At 61.5% G+C, this 18,525-nt stretch carries 18 protein-coding genes and 1 tRNA gene; 3 read left to right on the top strand and 16 right to left on the bottom strand.

The features are described 5' to 3' along the window. Positions 1 to 1,281 precede the first annotated feature (1,281 nt). Together BW967_RS05600 and trxC are read right to left on the bottom strand one after the other, a co-directional pair. Positions 1,282 to 1,357 (bottom strand) — tRNA-Ala (locus BW967_RS05600). A gap of 97 nt (positions 1,358 to 1,454) precedes the next feature. Then, positions 1,455 to 1,922: a thioredoxin TrxC gene (gene trxC / locus BW967_RS05595; protein ID WP_076484260.1), complete on the bottom strand. Its 468-nt coding sequence runs from the start codon at positions 1,920 to 1,922 to the stop codon at positions 1,455 to 1,457. 70 nt (positions 1,923 to 1,992) lie between these two features. Here trxC and BW967_RS18490 point away from each other — a divergent pair, with 70 nt between their 5' ends. Continuing rightward, positions 1,993 to 2,175 carry a hypothetical protein gene (locus tag BW967_RS18490; RefSeq protein WP_139327799.1) on the top strand — a complete coding sequence of 61 codons (183 nt, stop codon included), beginning with the start codon at positions 1,993 to 1,995 and terminating at the stop codon, positions 2,173 to 2,175. Between the two features lie 15 nt (positions 2,176 to 2,190). Here BW967_RS18490 and BW967_RS05590 read toward each other — a convergent pair whose 3' ends face one another. From BW967_RS05590 to BW967_RS05540, 11 genes are all read right to left on the bottom strand, one after another. Further along, positions 2,191 to 2,784 carry a thymidine kinase gene (locus BW967_RS05590; RefSeq protein ID WP_076484079.1) on the bottom strand — a complete coding sequence of 198 codons (594 nt, stop codon included), beginning with the start codon at positions 2,782 to 2,784 and terminating at the stop codon, positions 2,191 to 2,193. Positions 2,785 to 2,858: 74 nt separating this feature from the next. After that, on the bottom strand, positions 2,859 to 4,220 hold the full coding sequence (locus BW967_RS05585) for a DEAD/DEAH box helicase (RefSeq protein ID WP_076484259.1): 1,362 nt from the start codon (positions 4,218 to 4,220) through the stop codon (positions 2,859 to 2,861). A 255-nt stretch (positions 4,221 to 4,475) separates the two neighbouring features. Then, a complete protein-coding gene (dtd, locus tag BW967_RS05580) occupies positions 4,476 to 4,925 on the bottom strand; it encodes a D-aminoacyl-tRNA deacylase (RefSeq protein WP_076484078.1) in 450 nt (149 codons plus the stop codon). Next, the gene (locus BW967_RS05575; RefSeq protein WP_076484077.1) at positions 4,922 to 5,845 is read right to left on the bottom strand and encodes a carbohydrate kinase family protein; all 924 of its coding nucleotides are present in this window, start codon (positions 5,843 to 5,845) and stop codon (positions 4,922 to 4,924) included. Before BW967_RS05575 ends, dtd begins: the two co-directional genes overlap by 4 nt. A gap of 54 nt (positions 5,846 to 5,899) precedes the next feature. Beyond that, complete coding sequence (locus BW967_RS05570; RefSeq protein ID WP_076484076.1) at positions 5,900 to 7,027, bottom strand: TFIIB-type zinc ribbon-containing protein; 1,128 nt, start codon at positions 7,025 to 7,027, stop codon at positions 5,900 to 5,902. 15 nt (positions 7,028 to 7,042) lie between these two features. After that, positions 7,043 to 8,170: an SPFH domain-containing protein gene (locus BW967_RS05565; protein WP_076484075.1), complete on the bottom strand. Its 1,128-nt coding sequence runs from the start codon at positions 8,168 to 8,170 to the stop codon at positions 7,043 to 7,045. A 9-nt stretch (positions 8,171 to 8,179) separates the two neighbouring features. Continuing rightward, the gene (locus BW967_RS05560) at positions 8,180 to 9,145 is read right to left on the bottom strand and encodes a DUF2927 domain-containing protein (protein WP_076484074.1); all 966 of its coding nucleotides are present in this window, start codon (positions 9,143 to 9,145) and stop codon (positions 8,180 to 8,182) included. 2 nt (positions 9,146 to 9,147) lie between these two features. Then, entirely contained in the window at positions 9,148 to 10,308 is a 1,161-nt protein-coding gene (locus BW967_RS05555) for a toxic anion resistance protein (protein WP_076484073.1), read from the bottom strand. A 27-nt stretch (positions 10,309 to 10,335) separates the two neighbouring features. Then, entirely contained in the window at positions 10,336 to 11,037 is a 702-nt protein-coding gene (locus BW967_RS05550; RefSeq protein WP_076484072.1) for a hypothetical protein, read from the bottom strand. Positions 11,038 to 11,159: 122 nt separating this feature from the next. Beyond that, positions 11,160 to 12,053 (bottom strand): 5-bromo-4-chloroindolyl phosphate hydrolysis family protein, encoded by an 894-nt coding sequence (locus tag BW967_RS05545; protein ID WP_076484071.1) that lies wholly within the window; start codon positions 12,051 to 12,053, stop codon positions 11,160 to 11,162. 203 nt (positions 12,054 to 12,256) lie between these two features. Continuing rightward, positions 12,257 to 13,960 (bottom strand): pseudouridine synthase, encoded by a 1,704-nt coding sequence (locus BW967_RS05540; RefSeq protein WP_076484070.1) that lies wholly within the window; start codon positions 13,958 to 13,960, stop codon positions 12,257 to 12,259. A gap of 119 nt (positions 13,961 to 14,079) precedes the next feature. Here BW967_RS05540 and BW967_RS05535 point away from each other — a divergent pair, with 119 nt between their 5' ends. Continuing rightward, complete coding sequence (locus BW967_RS05535; RefSeq protein ID WP_076484069.1) at positions 14,080 to 14,529, top strand: nucleoside deaminase; 450 nt, start codon at positions 14,080 to 14,082, stop codon at positions 14,527 to 14,529. Positions 14,530 to 14,580: 51 nt separating this feature from the next. Here the strand turns inward: BW967_RS05535 and BW967_RS05530 are convergent, their stop codons facing one another. The 3 genes from BW967_RS05530 to BW967_RS05520 all read right to left on the bottom strand — a co-directional run bounded on the left by BW967_RS05530 (position 14,581) and on the right by BW967_RS05520 (position 17,246). Continuing rightward, the gene (locus BW967_RS05530) at positions 14,581 to 15,345 is read right to left on the bottom strand and encodes an ABC transporter permease (RefSeq protein ID WP_076484068.1); all 765 of its coding nucleotides are present in this window, start codon (positions 15,343 to 15,345) and stop codon (positions 14,581 to 14,583) included. Next, positions 15,345 to 16,133: an ABC transporter ATP-binding protein gene (locus tag BW967_RS05525; protein WP_076484067.1), complete on the bottom strand. Its 789-nt coding sequence runs from the start codon at positions 16,131 to 16,133 to the stop codon at positions 15,345 to 15,347. Before BW967_RS05525 ends, BW967_RS05530 begins: the two co-directional genes overlap by 1 nt. A gap of 108 nt (positions 16,134 to 16,241) precedes the next feature. Continuing rightward, entirely contained in the window at positions 16,242 to 17,246 is a 1,005-nt protein-coding gene (locus tag BW967_RS05520) for an ABC transporter substrate-binding protein (RefSeq protein ID WP_076484066.1), read from the bottom strand. A 256-nt stretch (positions 17,247 to 17,502) separates the two neighbouring features. Here BW967_RS05520 and nudC point away from each other — a divergent pair, with 256 nt between their 5' ends. Further along, positions 17,503 to 18,453, top strand: coding sequence for an NAD(+) diphosphatase (nudC, locus tag BW967_RS05515; protein WP_245826452.1), 951 nt, complete (start codon positions 17,503 to 17,505; stop codon positions 18,451 to 18,453). Positions 18,454 to 18,525: the final 72 nt, after the last annotated feature.

The raw sequence follows: 18,525 nt of genomic DNA, 5'->3' as shown, positions 1-18,525 counted from the left end.
GCGAGCCAGTCTTCGAGCGTTTGGTGCAGATCGCCAAGATGTGCGCGGTAGCGGGATTTGTCTCCAGCCTCGTCATCTTCGCGCAGCAGTTCGTGCCAATAGGCCCGTGGGCGCAGGTAAAGGGGTTTCAAGGGGGTCGTCACGGTGCCGTCGGGAGAGAACACAGGCTCGGTATCGACCTTGCGGTGAATCCAGTCGTAGTGCCGCGCCCAAGCCGCCTCGCGGCGCATGGCTTCGGTTGCGGGGCCGGTAACCGCAGTCTCGAGCGGCTTTAGCCGATCATAATGGGCCGAGAAGACATAGGCCGAAGCGCGGTTCAGGTGGCGGTCGAACTCGCGCTGATAGCGTTCCTTCTGGCTGGTTTCTTCGTCGAACAGGGTGATGCGCGTCAGGGCCAACACGAAGGCGATGATCGCCTTGCGGGCAGGCTGGAACGCCTCATGCGTCACCGGGCTGCGGAGTGCGCCATCGTTGAATTCTGCGGTGATCTCTTCGGGAATTGCGGCTTTCAGGAAGGCTTCCACCGCGCCATCCCGCGCCTGCAGCATCAGTTCATTCTCGCGCGCGATGAAGGCTAGGAACTCGTTCGCCGCAAGGGTGATCGTTGCATTCAACCAGACCCAAGCGAGGTTCTCGGGCGTGGCCGTTTCGACGCCCTTGAACGCCTTCCAGATATTGGAGGCTTGGGCGGATGTGCTGAAAGGGTTCAGCGTGTAGACCCCCGCAGCGGCACTCAGGACAGCGGTGAGGGCACCGATATAATCGCGATGGCGTTCCGGCGGGATAAACTTGATCGTCATTACAAACGAACTCCTTCCAACGCGGCGCGAAACGAGGGCGCATGCGAAGAGTGCCAATGCGAAGAAGCCTAATGAGGAAGTCGGGAAATGCGCAACGTAAAGTTGTCGCAGCAGCGGCGCGGGACGGGGGGGAACTCTTGCCTGCGCCTCGACCTGCCGGAGCCTCTTGGGTGAACCTGAACGGGCGCAAAGGTGGCACCATCTGTCCACCCTGACATGGCCAATTTGGACACCCTGTGCGCTTCTCTGGGGCTGGGTCTTTGGTCTCTCGCTCCGCGCATCTCGGGCGGCGTAGAGCCTCGCACAGCGGGTAATCAGGTGCGATCTAGCGTGAGTCGTGGACGCGTCTGCGGTCTCGGGAAGAACTGTCCACTGATCAGGGAGGCTTCAAACATAGTTGGTCAGCATGGTGGTGTCAGCATGGTCAGCAACTTTTTTTAAGTCACTGATTTTGCAGCTGCTTTTCAGGTGTTGGACGGCTTGGTGGAGCTGAGGGGAATCGAACCCCTGACCTCATCATTGCGAACGATGCGCTCTCCCAACTGAGCTACAGCCCCTCGCCGTGTGGGGGTGTTTCGCCCAAGGCGCGGGTATTGTCAAGCGGCTCTCGTGAAGTTCTTGAACAATTTTTTCATCGCGCCTTGGGAAAGGGCTTCAGGCGCGGGCGCCTTGCTTGCCGTTGCTCTTTGCGCTGAGTTTGGCGCGTGCGAAAGACACCAGATCAGCGGCAGGGCGGGCGCCTGCGGCGCGGGCCACTTCGCGGCCTTTCGCGAACAAGATGAAGGCTGGGATGCCTTGGATGCGATAGCGTTGCGCCGCTTCCGGATGCGCTTGCGTGTCGATCTTCGCTAACCGAACCTGCCCAGCCAATTGCGCTGCAGCCGTTTGAAATTGCGGCGCCATTTGCCGGCAGGGGCCGCACCACGGCGCCCAGAAATCCACCATGAGCGGCACGTCATCACGCGCGGCTTTGCTAAGCACATCGGCGTCAATCGCGCTGACCTTCCCGGTCATCAATGCCGCGCCGCAAACACCGCATTTCGGACCCGCGCCCAGCTTGTCGGCCGGAACCCGGTTCGCCTGCCCGCAGTCCAGACAGGTCATGCGCAGCCCTTCTGTCATCTTGGTCTCCATTGCATTCGTGTTATGGAATATATCGGAGCGCATTGCAGGAATTACAAGGAGCCCCGGCGTGACACGATGGCGAGGCCTTCCCAAGGAACGTCAGGTGGCGCTGCAAATCGCTTATGCGGCAGAGATGGCACGTCACACACACACCTGCGAGATGCATGAGAAAATCACGCGGTTCGCGGCATGGCTTGCCCCGCAAGGGATCAGCTTTGCGCTTGAGGATTGGCCAACACGTGGCCGATAGGGCGGGGCGCCTTGATCAGCATTTGGGTAAGTCCTCGCCCATGGCTTCGCGCCAATGGCGGCGGCAGAGCGAGACATAGGTTTCGTTGCCGCCGATCTGCACCTGCGCGCCGTCATGCAGCGCTTTGCCATCGGGGCCAAGGCGCACAACCATCGTCGCTTTCTTCCCGCAATGGCATATCGTGCGGACCTCGCGCATTTCATCGGCGAGGGCCAGAAGCGCTGCCGAGCCGGGAAAGAGTTGGCCGCGAAAGTCTACCCGTAGCCCGTAGCACATCACGGGCACGCCTAGATCATCCACTGCACGGGCCAATTGCCAGACCTGCGCTTCGGTCAGGAATTGTGCTTCATCAACAAAAACGCAGGCGCAAGCGCCTTGATCGAGCCTGCGCTTGATCAAATCGAACATATCAGTTGTTTCGCTGAAGCAGCTTGCCTTCGCGCCAATGCCGATGCGGCTGGCGATCTGTCCTTCCCCCGCGCGGCCATCAAGGCGTGCGGTGATCAGCAGCGTGTCCATGCCGCGTTCGATATAGTTGTAAGAGGCTTGCAGCAAAAGCGTGCTTTTGCCTGCGTTCATCGTCGAAAAGTGGAAGTAAAGCTTGGCCATGCGGGCTTATGGCAATGCCGCGCCGCTGTGGCAAGAGGGCAGGCGCCGAGCAGAGGGCTGCCCGGCGCGCTAGATCAATGGCCGCGTTGCGCGCGGGCCGGGCGCTTCGGGGCATCCCCTCCACCTTGCGCAGGTTTCCCTTTGCCCCGCGGCGGACCACGGCGTTTTTGCGTGGGTTTCTGTGCGGGTTTTGCATCAGTTGCAGCGGGCTTCTCTTGCGCGGGGCGCGCCGGTTTCGGCCCTTGGCCGCGATGCGGTTTCTTGCCCCGGTTTTGTTGGCCCGGCGGCGGGCGTGTGCCGCCCTCGGGGTGCACTTCGCCCCCAATCACCGGAATACGCGCACCCATCGCGGCCTCAATCGCGCGCAAATCGCTCATTTCCATCGGGCCACAGAAGGCGACGGCCCGGCCATCACGGCCCGCGCGCGCTGTGCGGCCAATCCGGTGCACGTAGTTTTCCGGCACATTCGGCAGGTCATAGTTATAGACATGCGCAACCTGCGGAATATCGAGCCCGCGCGCAGCCACATCCGTTGCCACGAGCACCTGCACCTCACCCGCGCGGAACGAGGCCAGCGCCCGTTCCCGTTGCCCTTGGCTTTTGTTTCCGTGAATGGCCGTAACTGAAAAGCCCCATTTTTCCAAAAGCTTGGCGAGCTTGTCTGAGCCATGTTTGGTGCGGTTGAACACCACTGCTAATTCGCCCGGATGGCGCGAAACATATTCCGCCAGAAGGGCCGCCTTTTCGCCCTGGGTGGTGAAATGGATGCCTTGGTCGATTTTATCTGCGGCCTTGCCAGCGGTTGCAACCTCGATCCGGACGGGGTCGTTGAGGTAGCTTTGCGCAAGCTCATCCATCAGCTTCGGCATTGTCGCGGAAAACAGCAGCGTTTGCCGTTTTGCCGGGATCAGCTTGGCGATGCGGCGTAGCGCATGGATAAACCCGATGTCGAGCATCTGGTCGGCCTCATCCAGCACCAGATATTTCGTTTCGCTCAAGACGACGGCACGGCGCTCGATCAGGTCAATCAAGCGGCCCGGCGTGGCGATCAGCACATCGCAGCCCTTGGCAAGCCGTTCGGCCTGCACATTCAGCGAGGCACCGCCCACCACACGTTGAATCCGCACCGGCGCGTCTTTGGCATAAGCGGCGAGGTTGTCATGGATTTGGCTCGCCAGTTCGCGCGTTGGCGCAAGCACCAGCGCGCGAACGGTTTTGGGCGTGGGGCGTTTGCCATAGGCGATGATGCGGGTCAGCATTGGCAGACCAAAGGCGGCGGTTTTGCCGGTGCCGGTTTGCGCAAGACCCAAAATATCGCGCCCACGCACGATATGGGGGATGGATTTTGCCTGAATCGGCGTGGGCTTGTGCAGCCCCAAGCCGTCCAGATTTTGCAAAAGCATCGGCGCAAGGCCGAGGTCGTTGAAGTTTTCCAAAGGTTTGTCTTTCGTGATGCGCCAAAGCGCAAAAGGGCAGGGTGCGCGCAAGCGCACGGGATCAAGCCCCCGGATAACCGGGGGAAGGCGGGCGGGTGGTGCAACCTGCACCCGGCCCCCCGCGTGAATGTGAGGCCAATGACCCGGTTCAGGCGCCTGATCGGCGCGGCTGCTCACGCGGCAGCGAACACGGGATGGTTGCGAGGTGGGGCTTTTGCGCCCCAAAGTCAAGGAAATCTGACAAATCGTCGCGATTTAAGCGCGGTCTTGCGTGTCCATCCAGATCGTGACAGGGCCGTCATTGACCAAGCTCACCGCCATATCGGCGCCGAATTCTCCGTTTTCAACGGCAAGGCCCTGCCCGCGCAGCGCGTTCGAAAAGTGCTCGTAAAGCCGGTTGCCGTCTTCGGGGGCGGCGGCGGTGGAGAAGCCGGGGCGGTTCCCGCGCGAGGTATCTGCGGCCAAGGTGAATTGGCTGACCACCAAGCAAGCCCCGCCAATATCGCCGATCGCGCGGTTCATTTTACCCGCCTCATCTTTGAAAATGCGCAGCTTGGAAATGCGGGCGGCCAGTTTCTCGGCTTCTGCCTCTGTATCGCCTTGCATGGCACACACAAGGATAAGCATGCCGTTGCCGATTTTGCCCGTAAGGCGCTCGCCGATTTCAACTTTTGCTTGGCTGACGCGTTGGATAAGCGCTCTCATTCCAATTCCTTTGCCCAAGGCGGGTTGGCGCCTGCGCGGCTTACGGTGATCGCGGCACTTGCCACACCAAGTTGCAAACAGGCTTGCAAGATGGGCGCATCTGCGGCCGCAAGGGCGGTTTTGTCAAGCGCACCGGCCAGGTCCAGCGCGGCCAAAACGCCAGCATTGAACGTGTCGCCCGCACCAACAGTGTCCACCACTGTCACTTTGCGTGCTGGTTCGAAAAGGGAAAGATCGGCGGTAAACGCATGCGCGCCTTTTGCGCCTTCGGTAACGAACACCACCTTCGGCCCGCGGACCAAAAGTTGCCGAGCAAGTAGCTCAATCTCGCCCGGGCCTTCCAGCCAACGCAGGTCTTCGTCGGAGACTTTGACAATATCGCAGAGCGCCATCATCCGTCCGAGGCGCGCGCGATAGGCCGTCTCGTCGCGGATGAAACCGGGGCGAATATTCGGGTCTATCATCGTAACACGCAGCGCGGCTTCACGGATCAACAGCGCTTCATAAGCACCGCCGCAAGGGTCGACCGGCAAGGAAATCCCGCCGAAGAACAGCGCTTGCACATTGCGCGGAATGTCCGGCAGATCATCAGGTACCAGCATCCGCCCAGCGGTGTTTTCATCGTAAAACGCATAGCTTGCATGGCCATCGACCAGCTTCACAAAGGCAAGCGTCGTTGGCCGGTCAGAGCGGATTGCCAGATCGGCATTGACGCCCGAGGCGGCCAGGGTCTCAATCAGCACCTCGCCAAACATGTCTGTAGAGATGCCGGACAGAAACCCCGCAGGCGCGCCAAGCCGACCAAGTGCAATCGCCGTATTGAAAACCGCGCCGCCCGCATGGGGGGCGAAAGCAGGCTCACCCTCGGTGCTTACTCGCGGCAACATGTCGATCAGCGCTTCGCCACAACTCAGGATCATTTTGCCCTCCCGTTTTTTCGATCCATAGCGCCAAGCGGGGAGGGGTGCAATAATTCAGTATTGTTGAAGATTTCCGATCCAGATGCCCAAGCCAATCACCACGGCCGCAGCCAAAACGGCAAAGGCGATCTTCCATGCCGACCACGGTCTGTCCCCCCGCACTTCGCCGGTTTGTGCATTCACAACAAAGCGATAGGACTTGTTGCGATATTTATAGGCGGCGGTCCAGATGGGCAGCAGGATGTGTTTGAAGGTCTCTTCCGAGAAGGCGGTATCAATGCTGTGGATGCGCTGCTCATCGCCGCCAATATCGCGACGCACATCCGAGGCGATCACTTTTGCCATCTCGGCGCGTCCCTCGGCGTGGCCTTGGGCGAGTTCCACCGTATAGCCTTCGGCCTCAAACCCCGCGAGATAATCGGGGCGATAGGCGGTGAGCACGCTTAAATCCCATGGTTGCAGCGCATGCAAATAGGCGGGCGGCAGCGAGCGGGAGGCGTAGATCAGCACATCATCAAACACCCGGGCCACGCGCCCCGAAGCCGGGCTCCAGCGAATGCGGCGTTCTTGCTTGGTGCGGGTTTGCATCTTGCCATTGACCCGCACCTGCACTTGGCGGCTGACGTAATAGGCGTCGCCCCGCTCGCCGCTATAGCTGCTGTGCGTATCGGCATCAAAGGTCCAGAAGGGGGCGTAGATCCCGGTCATTTTGCGCCCGCGCCGCGCGTATTGCACGAGCCCGTTCGGCGCAAACCATAAGCTGCCGAGCCACTGCCCCACAGCTTTGCGCGCCTCTGCCTCGGTTAGGGTGAAGGGCACCAAACCTTGGGGCTTGATAAGCCGCGTCAGCCCGGTATCGACGACCACCGGAGTTGCACAAAACGGACATTCAGAGGCATGATTTGCCCCCTGAAAGGCGATCTCCGCTGCACAATTCGGACATTTCGCCGTGCGATGGCTTTCCATCTCTGCTTCGGGCAGACGTGCCGCAAGGCCAGTGGCCAAATCAATCTCGCGCAGGCCAGATGCGCCCCGCCCAAGCGCCTGCGGAATCGTTTGCTGATGGCCGCAATAATCGCAGACCAGTTGGTCTTGTCCGGGGGCGAAGCGTAAATCGGCCCCGCAGCTTTCACAGGGGTAATGATGCTCGCTTGTGCTGCGCGAGGTGATGGGGACAGGCATAAGACGGTGCCTTGCTTAGACTGCGGGCGGAGGCGGCGGGGGCGCAATGGTGAAGAGCTGCGCCAGTTCGGGCACCATGCCCGCTTTTTGCCAGCCGTCTTGCCCCGCGGTCCAAACAAGCGTGTCGCGGCTAAAGCTGCCTTCGCTCACCATGCGGCCCAGATGGCCCCGGCCATAAGGCCCTTGCGTTTGCCCATTCACGGCCAGATGCCAGACCTTTTCCACCGGCGGCGGGGGGGGTGGTGGCGGGGCTATCGCAGGCGCCGTCACAGGCTGCGCGGCGGCAGGTGCCCCCCATGGGCCCGCGGCCATTGCACCCATTCCTGCGGCCATGCCCGCGCCCATCGTGGCGCCCATGGTTGCCCCCATGGCCGAGCCCGGCTGGGCCAGCGCTTGGGCGGCGTTGAACTGCATATAGCGGTTGAGATCGCCCACCACCCCCATCGAGGTGCGTTGATCCAGAACCGCTTCCACCGCCTCGGGTAGGCTGATGTTTTCGATGTAAAATTCGGAAATCGACAGCCCATAGGCCGCCACCAGCGGATCAATCGCCTTGGTCACCAGCCGCCCCAAATCGGCGGTGTTGGCGGCCATGTCGAGCACCGGCACCCCGGCGCTGGCCAGCACGCGCGAAAACTCTTGCACGATCACATTGCGGATCTGGAACGAAATCTCATCCGACGTGAATTCGCCATCGGTGCCCACGATTTCGGTCAGAAACTTCGCCGGGTCTGCCACCCGCATCACATAGGTGCCAAAGGCGCGCAACCGCACCGGGCCAAATTCCGGGTCCCGACAGATTATCGGGTTCTTGGTGCCCCACTTCTGATCGGTGAAGCGCGTCGTGTTGATGAAGTAAATTTCGGATTTGAAGGGCGAGTTGAAGCCGTGGTCCCAATGCTGCAGCGTGGTCAGCAGCGGCATGTTGTTGGTTTCCAACATATAAAGGCCGGGGCCAAAGACATCGGCCAATTGCCCTTCATGCACGAAAACGGCGGCTTGCCCCTCGCGCACCGTGAGCTTGGCGCCGTATTTGATTTCGTGGCCCTCGCGCTCAAACCGCCAGACCATGGTGTCGCGGGTGTCATCGGTCCAGTGAATGACGTCGATGAATTCGCCGGTGAGAAAGTCGAAAATGCCCATCTGGTCCTCTTAGCTGCCGCCCATCAATTCTCTGGCGATGGTGGTCACGATCGGGCGCGCCTCCGCCTCGGCCATGCCGGGGCGCAGACGCGGGTCGTAAAGCATTCGCAACAACAGCTCATCATGGCGGGTGAGCAGTGCGAATTCTTCGTCATCATTGAAGATCGAGGGGCGGGCATGGGGGTAATCATTGGCAAGGCCAAGGCCTTGGGCCAGTTCCTCATGCACGCAAGAGCGGCGCAGCGTGGGCGGATGCTCTGCCCGGATCACGGCAACAGCGCGCGAGTAGGCCGGGGCCGCCCCTTCCGAGAAGGCAAAAACCACGCAGAAGGTGGAGGGGGCAAGATTGGTGATCGCATCGACCGACCCCGGGTCGATGCCCGGCACCAACTGCTGTAACCGTGGGCCAAGATCACGACGCTCATCTTCATTGACAACAAAGACGGTAAAGTTGCCGCCTGCAGGAACCACTTGCACTGGGTGGCGGCTGGCGCTTGCCAATTGCCCGGCATAGGCGGAAATCACCGCATGGTCTTGGCTGCGCTGTTCCAGCGGCACCGAGGCGCCAAATTCCACAGACATCCGCACCGGCACCTGCCAGCGCCGCAGCCGCGAGGGCGTTGGGCGGGCAATATAGGTGCCGCCGAAAGAAGAATATTCGTCATAAAGCGCGATATGGATGAAATCATCGATCAGTTGATGCGTGGTGATAGGCGCATCGCGCGGGGCGACATCTGTGCGCAACAGCCCACGGCCCTTCAGCGTGTCTTCAATCTGCTGGTAATAGGCGGCAACGGCTAAGCTTTCGGGGCTTTGCGGGGTCACAACATCGGGCGCGGGGGCGGGGCGGGGCGATTGCCGCATTCCCCCTTGCCCGAAAGGCGCCTCGATACAGCCCGCAAGTGCCAAGCAAAGCACAGCCGTGCTCGCGCCCCGGCCCAAAGCAGAAATGCGCCCCCACGCGCGCTGCTGCATGATCAGCCCTGCACCGGCTTTGCGCGCGCCGAGGCGAGCGTGTCGCGCAAAGCGCCTTCGAGCCGCACAAGTTCGGTTTCCGCCTCGGCCCGCTTGCGCTTGCCTTCATCGGCAATCCGCAGACTGTCCTCGATCGTCGCGATCAACTCTTCATTCGCGGCTTTTACGGCCCCAATATCGAACACGCCGCGTTCCATTTCACTGCGCACCATCTGATTGGCCGAGCGCAAGGTTTTGGCATTTGCGGTCAAAAGCTCGTTCGTCAGATCAGAGGCTTCCTTCACCGCCGAGGCGGCCTCGGCCGAGCGTTGAATGGTCACCGCCTGTGCCAGTTGCGTTTCCCACAGCGGCACGGTGTTGACCAATGTGGAATTGATCTTGGTGATCAGGCTCTTGTCGTTTTCTTGCACAAGCCGGATCGAGGGCAGGGATTGCATGGTGACTTGACGCGTGAGTTTCAAATCATGCACCCGGCGTTCAAGGTCGTCGCGTGCAGCGCGCAGATCGCGCAGTTCCTGCGCCCGCAGCACTTGCTCGGCTTCCGGCGCGGCGGCAACGGCCGCCTCTTTGGTCGGGATCATTTCAGCGTCAACTTCGGCCAGCTTCGCCTCGCCCGCCGCGATGTAAAGCGCGAGTTCATCGTAGAATTTCAGCGTTTTGTCATAAAGCCGATCAAGCGCTTTGATGTCGATCAGAAGCCGTTGTTCATGGCTCAAGAGTGTATCGGTGATCGTGTCGATCTGGCCCTGCACCGCTTCATAACGGGCGAGGAACCGGGCAAAGGGGGCGGCGCGCCCGGTGATTTTTTCCCAAAGCGAACGCTCCCGGCGCACGTCCAATTCGCCTTCGGAAAAGCCGCGCAAAGCGCTGACCATTGCGCTCAGGCTATCGCCCGCTGCGCCAAGGTCTTTCGCTTTCACATCCGCCAGCATTTCTTGGCTGATCGCTTGTAAATCCGTCTGCGCCCGCGCGCCAAATTGAATGATCGAGCCAGTATCGCTGAGGTCAATTTCCGCCATCCGGTTGCGAATATCTGCGGCCACAGGCGCGGGCGCGGCCTCAAGCGGCACAAGATCCGCTGTTGGTTCCGGCAATGTCAGCGCGGCAACGGCTTCAATTTCAGCCCCGGCCTGCGCGGCCTGCACGCGGATCGTTTCGGTCATGCTTCACCCCCATTTGGGGGCGGCCTGTCAGGCGTGATGCGCCTCGCCCCCGATCTGCATCCCCTGCTGCGCCCCCTTGGCATGGGCGCGTAGCGCAATCAGGCAATCTAATGTGTCGCCCGTCACTTTTTCGAGCGTATCCACGAAGTTGCCAAACGTATGTTCCTTCGTCGCGTCGTCAAGAACAAGCGAAAGTTTGCGCGTTGCCGTCTCGATCTGCACCAACCCGCCGATCAGCATCCGCTCCGCCTCTGGCAGGCCATCTTCATGCTGCCGGGCTTGAGACAAGAGGCGGGCCTGTGCGGCGCGACAATCAGCAAAAACGGGCAACAATTCAGGCGCACGCGCGCGCAATTGCCGATGGACTTCGGTCATGCGCAATTTCACCTCATGGTCGATGTGACCACCTTGGGCGAGGTGTTTCGCCGGGGCGAGGGGCGTGGGCTCATCGACAGGGGCTGGGCGCAATGCCGAGGCGCGGATCGACACGCGCAGAATGAGCGCATGCGCATGGCTGATCAGGTTGCGGTGCCAAAACACCATTGCCAGTGCCACAGGGGCCACAAAAAACACCGCCGCACTGCGCAAAAAACCAAAAATTGCGCTGGGAAGATTGGCCAGCGTGTCCGCCTCGGTGCTGGCGGAGGCTTCGGCATCCAATGCCACAAAGGCGGAAAGCGCCAGTGCAAGAGCAACGGAAACGGCGGGGGGCGGAAGGGTCTTCAACATGGTTCACCTGCTACGATTTTTCGTAAACTTACGGCCAAGCGGGGCCAGATTATGGCTTGGACAGGGTGAATCCTTGAGGGATGAAAAACGCTCGGTTTCCGGCTTGGAAACGGAAATCGCGCTTAGGCAGTATGGTCCGATGCGGGGGCAAGGCCCTCGCGTGCCAACCGCTCACGCAGAACTTCTATTTCAATTTCAAGACCTTCGCGTCCCTCTTCTAAAAGCTGTGCGGTGCGGGCCGTGTAATTGGCCTCAAGATCATCCAAAAGCGCCTCAAAGTCTGCGCGGGCTTTGGCATCTTGGCGGCTTGCCCAAAGATCGGCAAATTTCTCCGCGGCGGCGCGCGCGCCAGACAGATACACCGTCATATAGCGCCGCGCGGCATTGAGATCGCCGGGGTCTTCCTCAACGGCCCGGAAGAGCTTCCGTGCAGTCCCTGCAAAACCGGCCACACGAGCGGTCAGCCGGGCATCGCCTGCGCGGGTGATCGCGTCATTAAGCGCCGCGAGCTGTTCTTCGCCAGCGGCCACCACTTTGGCGACGCGATCTTGTTGAAACGGGTCGATCCCTTCCATACCCTTGTCGCGCATCGGGTCGAGGCCAAAGGCAAAAAGGCTCAGCGCCGCGCCAATCACGCCAATCACGGCGGCCCCGATGATCCCAATTTCCGGGGCTTGCGCGCCGGTGGCGAGCCCAAGGCCCAAGATCACCGCACCAAGCGCCTTGCGGGGCAGGGCGGGGCGGCGGGCCACTTTGCGCGCGGCCCAAGCGGCCTCGGCCTTGAGCCCTTCGCGGATCAGCACTACCGCGCCTGCCACCAGTGCAAAACCGCCAAGCCCACGAGCAAGCGCCACCGGCCCCCCGCCAAAGGCATTGAATAAAAACGGCACCGCCGCGACGCCCACCCAAACGAGGCGGCGGGTCATCGGATGGCTGTGCGCGGTTTCCGGCAGCCGGTCGGGGGCCACCCCCGCATAGCCTTTGGGCGAGTATTTGCCGCCAAAACGCTGCGCCATTTTAGACCGTGCCTTTCAGCGCGACCGAGAAGGTCAGCGCAAGCAGCAGGTAAAAAGCAATGCTCTGAAGCGTCTTGCGCGACATGGGGCCTCCGGTTTTCGGGCGCTTTCCTCAAAGGTAAGCGCAGCCGCCGCGCAGGAAAAGGGGCCGCGACAAACAAAGGGCGGGGTGTTGCCCCGCCCTTGTGCTTTAAAGGCTGCTCTTAGCCCCGTTTCGGGCCGGGTTTGCCGCCTTTGAACCTGCTCGGTTTGAAGTCTCCGCCTTTGCGGGCATCGTCGCCGTGGCTTTTGAACCCTTCGGAGCGCGGCTTGCCGCCGGGTTTGCCACCGTGGCTTTTGAAGCCCGCCGATTTGAAGCCCGGCTTGTCCCCGCCCGAACGGCTACCAAAGGGCTTACGGTCGCCATCTTCCCGGCGGGCATAAGGCTTACGATCCCCGTCGTCACGGCGCGGGTAGGGCTTGCGGTCGCCGTCTTCGCGTTTCGCGTAGGGTTTGCGATCTCCATCCTCGCGCTTGGCGTAAGGTTTGCGGTCCCCGTCTTCGCGGCGGGCATAGGGTTTCCGGTCGCCATCTTCACGCCGGTTGAAGGGCTTGCGATCCCCATCGTCGCGCTTGCCATAGGGCTTTTTCTCGCCATCAAAACGCGGCTTGAAGGAGCGATTACCTTCGCCGTCTTCGCGGCGCTGGTAAGGCTTCCGGTCCCCGTCTTCGCGTTTGCCGAACGGTTTACGATCCCCATCGTCACGCTTGCCGAAAGGTTTTTTCTCGCCGTCAAAGCGCGGCTTGAACGGGCGTTTGCCCTCGCCATCTTCGCGGCGGCCAAAGGGTTTGCGGTCCCCATCGTCCCGACGGGCGAAGGGCTTGCGGTCCCCGTCCTCGCGACGCGCGAAGGGTTTGCGATCCCCATCCTCACGCCGGGAGAAAGGTTTGCGATCATCATCGTGATGCGATTTCGAGCCAAACGCGCGCGGCTTGCGCGCCTGCGGCTCCGCGCCTTCCGAGAAATCGCGCTGACGGCCAAAGCCTTTTTTCGGGGCCTCGCCATCTTCGCCGCGCGCGTCACGCGGTTTAAACTCGCCTCTGCCGCCCGGTTTCGGGCCGCGACGGGCGCCGCGTGCCTCTTCACGCTCGGCGCGGGAGGGTTTGCCATCTTCAATGCCAAACAGCAGCCTGTCGCCCAGCTGATCGCGCAGCAATTTGCGCTTCACTTCCATCACATCGCCGGGTTGCATGTCATTGAGGCGGAACGGGCCGTAGCTGACCCGGATCAGCCGGTTCACCGTCATCCCCACCTCGGCCATCGCGCGGCGAATTTCGCGGTTTTTGCCTTCGCGAATGCCCACGGTCAGCCACGCATTCGCGCCTTGCTGACGGTCGAGCGAAACTTCCATCGGTTGGAAATCTTCGCCCTCAATCGTCAGCCCTTCGCGCAGCGGGTTGAACGTGTCAGACAGCGGGCGGCCATTCACCCGCACGCGGTATTTGCGGAGCCAGCCGGTTTCGGGCAGTTCCAACCGGCGCTTCAGCCCGCCATCATTGGTGAGCAACAGCAGCCCTTCGGAGTTGAGGTCGAGCCGGCCCACATTCAAAACGCGCGGCATCCCCTCGGGCATTTCATCAAAAATCGTGCGGCGGCCTTGTTCGTCCTTTTCGGTCGTCACAAGGCCAAGGGGTTTGTAATAAAGCCACAGCCGGGTTTCTTGCGGCGCATCAATCGGCTTGCCGTCAATCGCCACTTTGTCATTGGGCAGCACGTCAAGCGCGGGGCTTTCGATCCGCTTGCCATTCACGGTCACACGGCCTGCGAGAATCATTTTCTCAGCATCGCGGCGCGAGGCCACACCAGAGCGGGCGATCACTTTGGCAATACGTTCAGCGGATTCGGGGAGATTGGGGGCATCAGCCATATCTGATCCTTCAAGGGGAGGGGGCGCGCGACCATCGCGGGCGAAGGTGCCCTCCTACACCTTTCGCTTGGGCTTGGAAAGCGGCTTGATGGGGAATGGTTTGCGCGCGATGAAGGGGGATGAATTTTCGCAGCTATATGGATGAGGCGCTGGCCGAGGCGCGCGCGGCGGCAGAGCGGGGCGAGGTGCCGGTGGGCGCGGTGGTGGTTGCGCCATCGGGCGTGGTCGTCGCGCGCGCAGGCAACCGCACGCGCGAACTTTGTGATCCTACCGCGCATGCTGAAATTCTCGCCATGCGTGCGGCTTGCGCGGCGGTGGGGTCTGAGCGGCTACCGGGGCACGATCTTTATGTGACGCTGGAACCCTGCCCGATGTGTGCGGCGGCGATTTCAAATGCGCGGATTGCGCGGGTTTATTATGGCGCGGCAGACCCAAAATCAGGCGGCGTGGCGCAAGGCCCGCGTATCTTTGCGCATTCCCAGTGCCATCATGTGCCCGAGGTCTATGACGGCATCGCCGCGGAGCCCGCCGAAAAGCTGCTGAAAGATTTCTTCGCCGCGAAACGTTAAGGCCCGAGCGAAGCGCCCGGGCCTTAACGTGTTTGTTCTTTGGCGTGGGGATCAGCCCGGATTGCGCTCGGCCCAGCCTGCAAAGATCCGCTCAAGCGCGACCACGGCGTAGTAGAGCACGATCCCCAGCGCAGCGAGGGCGATCAGCACGGCAAACATCAACGGATAGTCGGAGTTTGTTTGGCCAGAGAGGAACAACGCCCCGAGGCCGCGCCCATGCGGGCTGACGATTTCCACCAGATTGGTGCCGATGAAAGCCAGCGTAACCGACACCTTCAGCGCGCCAAAAAACTCGGGCAAGGTTTTGGGCAGCGCGATCTTCCGAAAGATCGTGAATTTGGAGGCCCCAAGCGCGGCCAAAATATCGCGGTATTCGGGTTCGAGCGTTGAAAGGCCGATGCCGACAGAGACCGCAATCGGGAAGAACGAAATCAAGAACGCCATCAAGACGGTGTTGAAGTCATATTGCCCAATGAACACCAGCGCGATCACCGGCACGAGCGTCGCTTTGGGGATCGCGTTAAAGCCCACAAGCAGCGGGTAAAGCCCGGCGCGGGCAATACGCGAAAAGCCCATGACCATGCCAAGCCCGGTGCCAAAGATCACGGCAAGCACCAGCCCCGCGACGGTGCGCCAAAGCGTTTCCCATCCGCCCGAGATAAAGAGCGCCTTATATTTCATGAAGGCAGGCGGCAGGTCAGAGGGGGAGGCCATTTTGTAATCTGGCCAGTTATTGATCCAGACCAGCGCTTCCCACAGACCCAAAAAGATTAAGATCGCCAAGAGCGGCACTAGGATTTTTTGCGCGGTTTCCATCAGTGCATGTCTCCGTCGCGGCCCTGTGCCATGCGGATTTGGTCGCGCAACAGGTGCAGCATTTCCACGGCTTTGGGTTCATACAAAATATCAATCGTGCGGTCGGCGGGCAGGTCCACATCCAGCACATATTGCGTGCGCGCAGGCCGCCCCGAGAGCACCACCACTTGGTCGCCCAAAAACACGCTCTCGCGCAGATCATGAGTGATCAGCACGCAGGTAAACGGCTCCGCCGCGCGCAGATCGCGCATCGTTTGCCAAAGGTCTTCACGCGTGAAGTTATCCAGCGCGCCAAAGGGCTCATCCATGATGAGAACTTGCGGTTTATGCACCAAAGCACGGCACAGGCTGGCACGCTGCCGCATGCCGCCCGAAAGCTCAGAGGGTTTCTTGTTCTCGAACCCTTTCAGCCCCACCATGTCCAGCAAATGCGCCGCGCGGCCCTCGGCCTCCGCTTTCGCCATGCTGGGGGCAACGATTTCTAGGGGCAGCATCACGTTTTGCAAGATCGTGCGCCATTCCAGCATGACCGGGTTTTGAAACGCCATGCCCACCGTTTTGCGTGGGCTTGCCACTTCTTCCCCTGCCAGCACCACCGCGCCGCTATCAGGTTTCATCAGCCCCGAAACGAGCCGGGTGAGGGTGGATTTCCCGCAGCCCGAGGGGCCAACAACAGCGCAAAACGTGCCTTCTGGCACCTCGATATCCAGCCCGTCCAGCACCGGAAGCGGGCCGTTCTTGGTGCGATAGGCGTGCTTCACGCCTTTGATGTCTATGAATTTTGTCATGTAAGCCCCAAAGGCAACGGGCGCGCTTGACGCGCGGCCCGGAATTCGTCGGGGCGACACAGCGGAAGGAACAAGGCCGTGCCGCCCCTATGACCACATCCCGTGGTCTTATTGCAGGTTCAGGCTGCCATCCGTCGGCAAGAAGGAGGCGTCAAATATATCGCCCATCGACGGTTTGGTGGTGAACTCATAGGTGGTCGAAAGCTGGTCGATCGCTTTGGCAAAGCGTTCGGCATCCACGCCGCCCAGACCGTGCTCTTTAACGTAATCGGTCAGCACGTTGCCCGAGATCGCCAAGCCAAGACGACGTTCTTCAAGGCTCGCATCGGCAGCGGGGTTTTTGCCCACCAGCGCTTCCACGGCCGCCGCCGGGTCTGCGATGGCATCTTTCCAGCCCATGGCAGTGGCGCGCAGGAAGCCAGTCACTTCGGTCGGGTGGTCTGCGGCGAAATCGGTGTTGACGATGATCGCGTTGCCGTAAAGCGCCACGCCATAATCGGCCATCAGGATCAGGCTCACATCATCCGCGGGCACGCCCAGACGTTCGGCGTTGAGCGTCGATGTGAAAGAAAAGCCGGTGATCGCAGCGACCTTACCTTCGGCCAGCATCGGTTCGCGCACCGGGAAGCCAACGGGTTCCACGGTGATTTTGCTCATATCAAGGCCGTTTTCGGCGGCAAAGATCGGGAATTGCGCCCAAGCGCCATCCGGCGGCGGTGCGCCAAGCACTTTGCCTTCCAAATCAGCGGGGGCTTCCACGCCCAAAGATTTACGGCCCACCACGGCAAAAGGCGGCTTGTCATAGATCATCATGATCGCTTTGACCGGCGCGCCGGGGTTTTGATCGAGGAACTTCATCAAGCTGTTGATGTCGGTGAAGCCCACCGGATAGGCGCCCGTCGCCACTTTCGGAATCGCGTCAAGCGAGCCTGCGCCTTCGGTCACGGTCACGTCCAGCCCTTCGGCCGCGTAATACCCTTTGTCGGCGGCCAGCACATAAGGCGCGGCCGGGCCCTCGAATTTCCAGTCGAGTGCGAAAGGCATGGCGGTTTCGGCGGCAAGCGGCGAGGCGGTCAGCAGCAGCGCCGCGCACAGGCCAAGGCGGTGGAACATGATGTATCCCCTATTGGTTTTTGTTCGGGCAATGCTTGCCTGTGGCAGCGGAAGTCGGAAGGGGCCGCTGCCTCAAGAAGCAGCAAAAGAGGAGAGAATGTGCGGCCTGCGGGCAAAAACGCGGCGGCTGCCTGATTTTTGGGCCATTCGGCAAAAGTTGTGCGGAATTCGCCGACGAATCTGCGCCGGGAGGGGCTCTGGCCAAGGCGGATGCGAAGTGCCACAAGACGTCAGATTGACGTGAGGGCACAACGATATGGCGGCGCAGCAAAAAGAGGCGATGGCTTTTGTCGGAGCAGGCGGCCTAGCAGGGTTGGAGCGCGCGGCGCATCTGCGCAGCGATACGGTGGCCCTTGCGGAGATGGCGGCGCAGCCTCGGGCGCGGTTTGTGGCTTTTTGCCAAGGTGCGGCGCTACTGGCTCCCGAAGGTGCTGCGCCCGACAAGGTGGTTGGTGCGGGGCTTCAGGCGCTCGGCCCGGAAGATAGCTTGGTGCAGGGCGCGGGCGCGCCGATATTTTTGGGACTGGCCGAGGGCGCGCCGGTTTTCGCGCTCAGTTTGCCTGAGGGCGCCGCTGCGCCCGAAGGTTCCGATTGGGCGGATTTGCGCGGCGTGCTGCCTCGGCTCGACCCGCGCGCGGGCGAAATTGCCGCCACGGCGCGCGCGCTGATCGCTTGGCATCAATCGCATCAGTTTTGTTCAACCTGCGGCGGCCCAAGTGTGTTGGCGCAGGGCGGTTGGCAGCGGCTTTGCCCCAGTTGCGGGGCGAGCCATTTCCCGCGTACCGACCCGGTGGTGATCATGCGTATCACGCGCGGCGATAGTGTATTGCTCGCCCGCTCTCCCGGCTGGCCCGAGGGAATGTATTCTTGTCCGGCGGGGTTCATGGAGCCCGGTGAGACCCCTGCAATGGCGGTGCGGCGAGAGGTGTTGGAGGAAACCGGGGTGCAGGTTGGCGCCGTGCGGTTTTTGGCAGCGCAACCTTGGCCGTTCCCCGGTTCGCTGATGCTCGGCTGTGCAGGCGAGGCGACAAGCGAAGCGATCACCCTTGATCCGGCTGAAATCGAGGCCGCGCTTTGGGTGCCGCGCAATCGACTTGCGCGCATCTATGCAGGCGAAGACCCAGAGATCCGCGCCGCGCGCCCCGGCACCGTGGCGCGGTGGATGCTGTCAGATTGGCTTTTTCCAGATGTGACGGCGGACAATTGACACCAGCCCCTCGCTTGGGCCAAGCACGAGGGCAGAGCATGCCGCGCGGGCGTGCGCGCGCATTTGGAGACA

Origin of the sequence: Rhodobacter aestuarii (assembly GCF_900156655.1) — a bacterium.
Lineage (GTDB): Bacteria > Pseudomonadota > Alphaproteobacteria > Rhodobacterales > Rhodobacteraceae > Rhodobacter > Rhodobacter aestuarii.
Note: the sequence above shows the minus strand (reverse complement) of the source record. Positions and strands in the feature narration are given on the sequence as shown.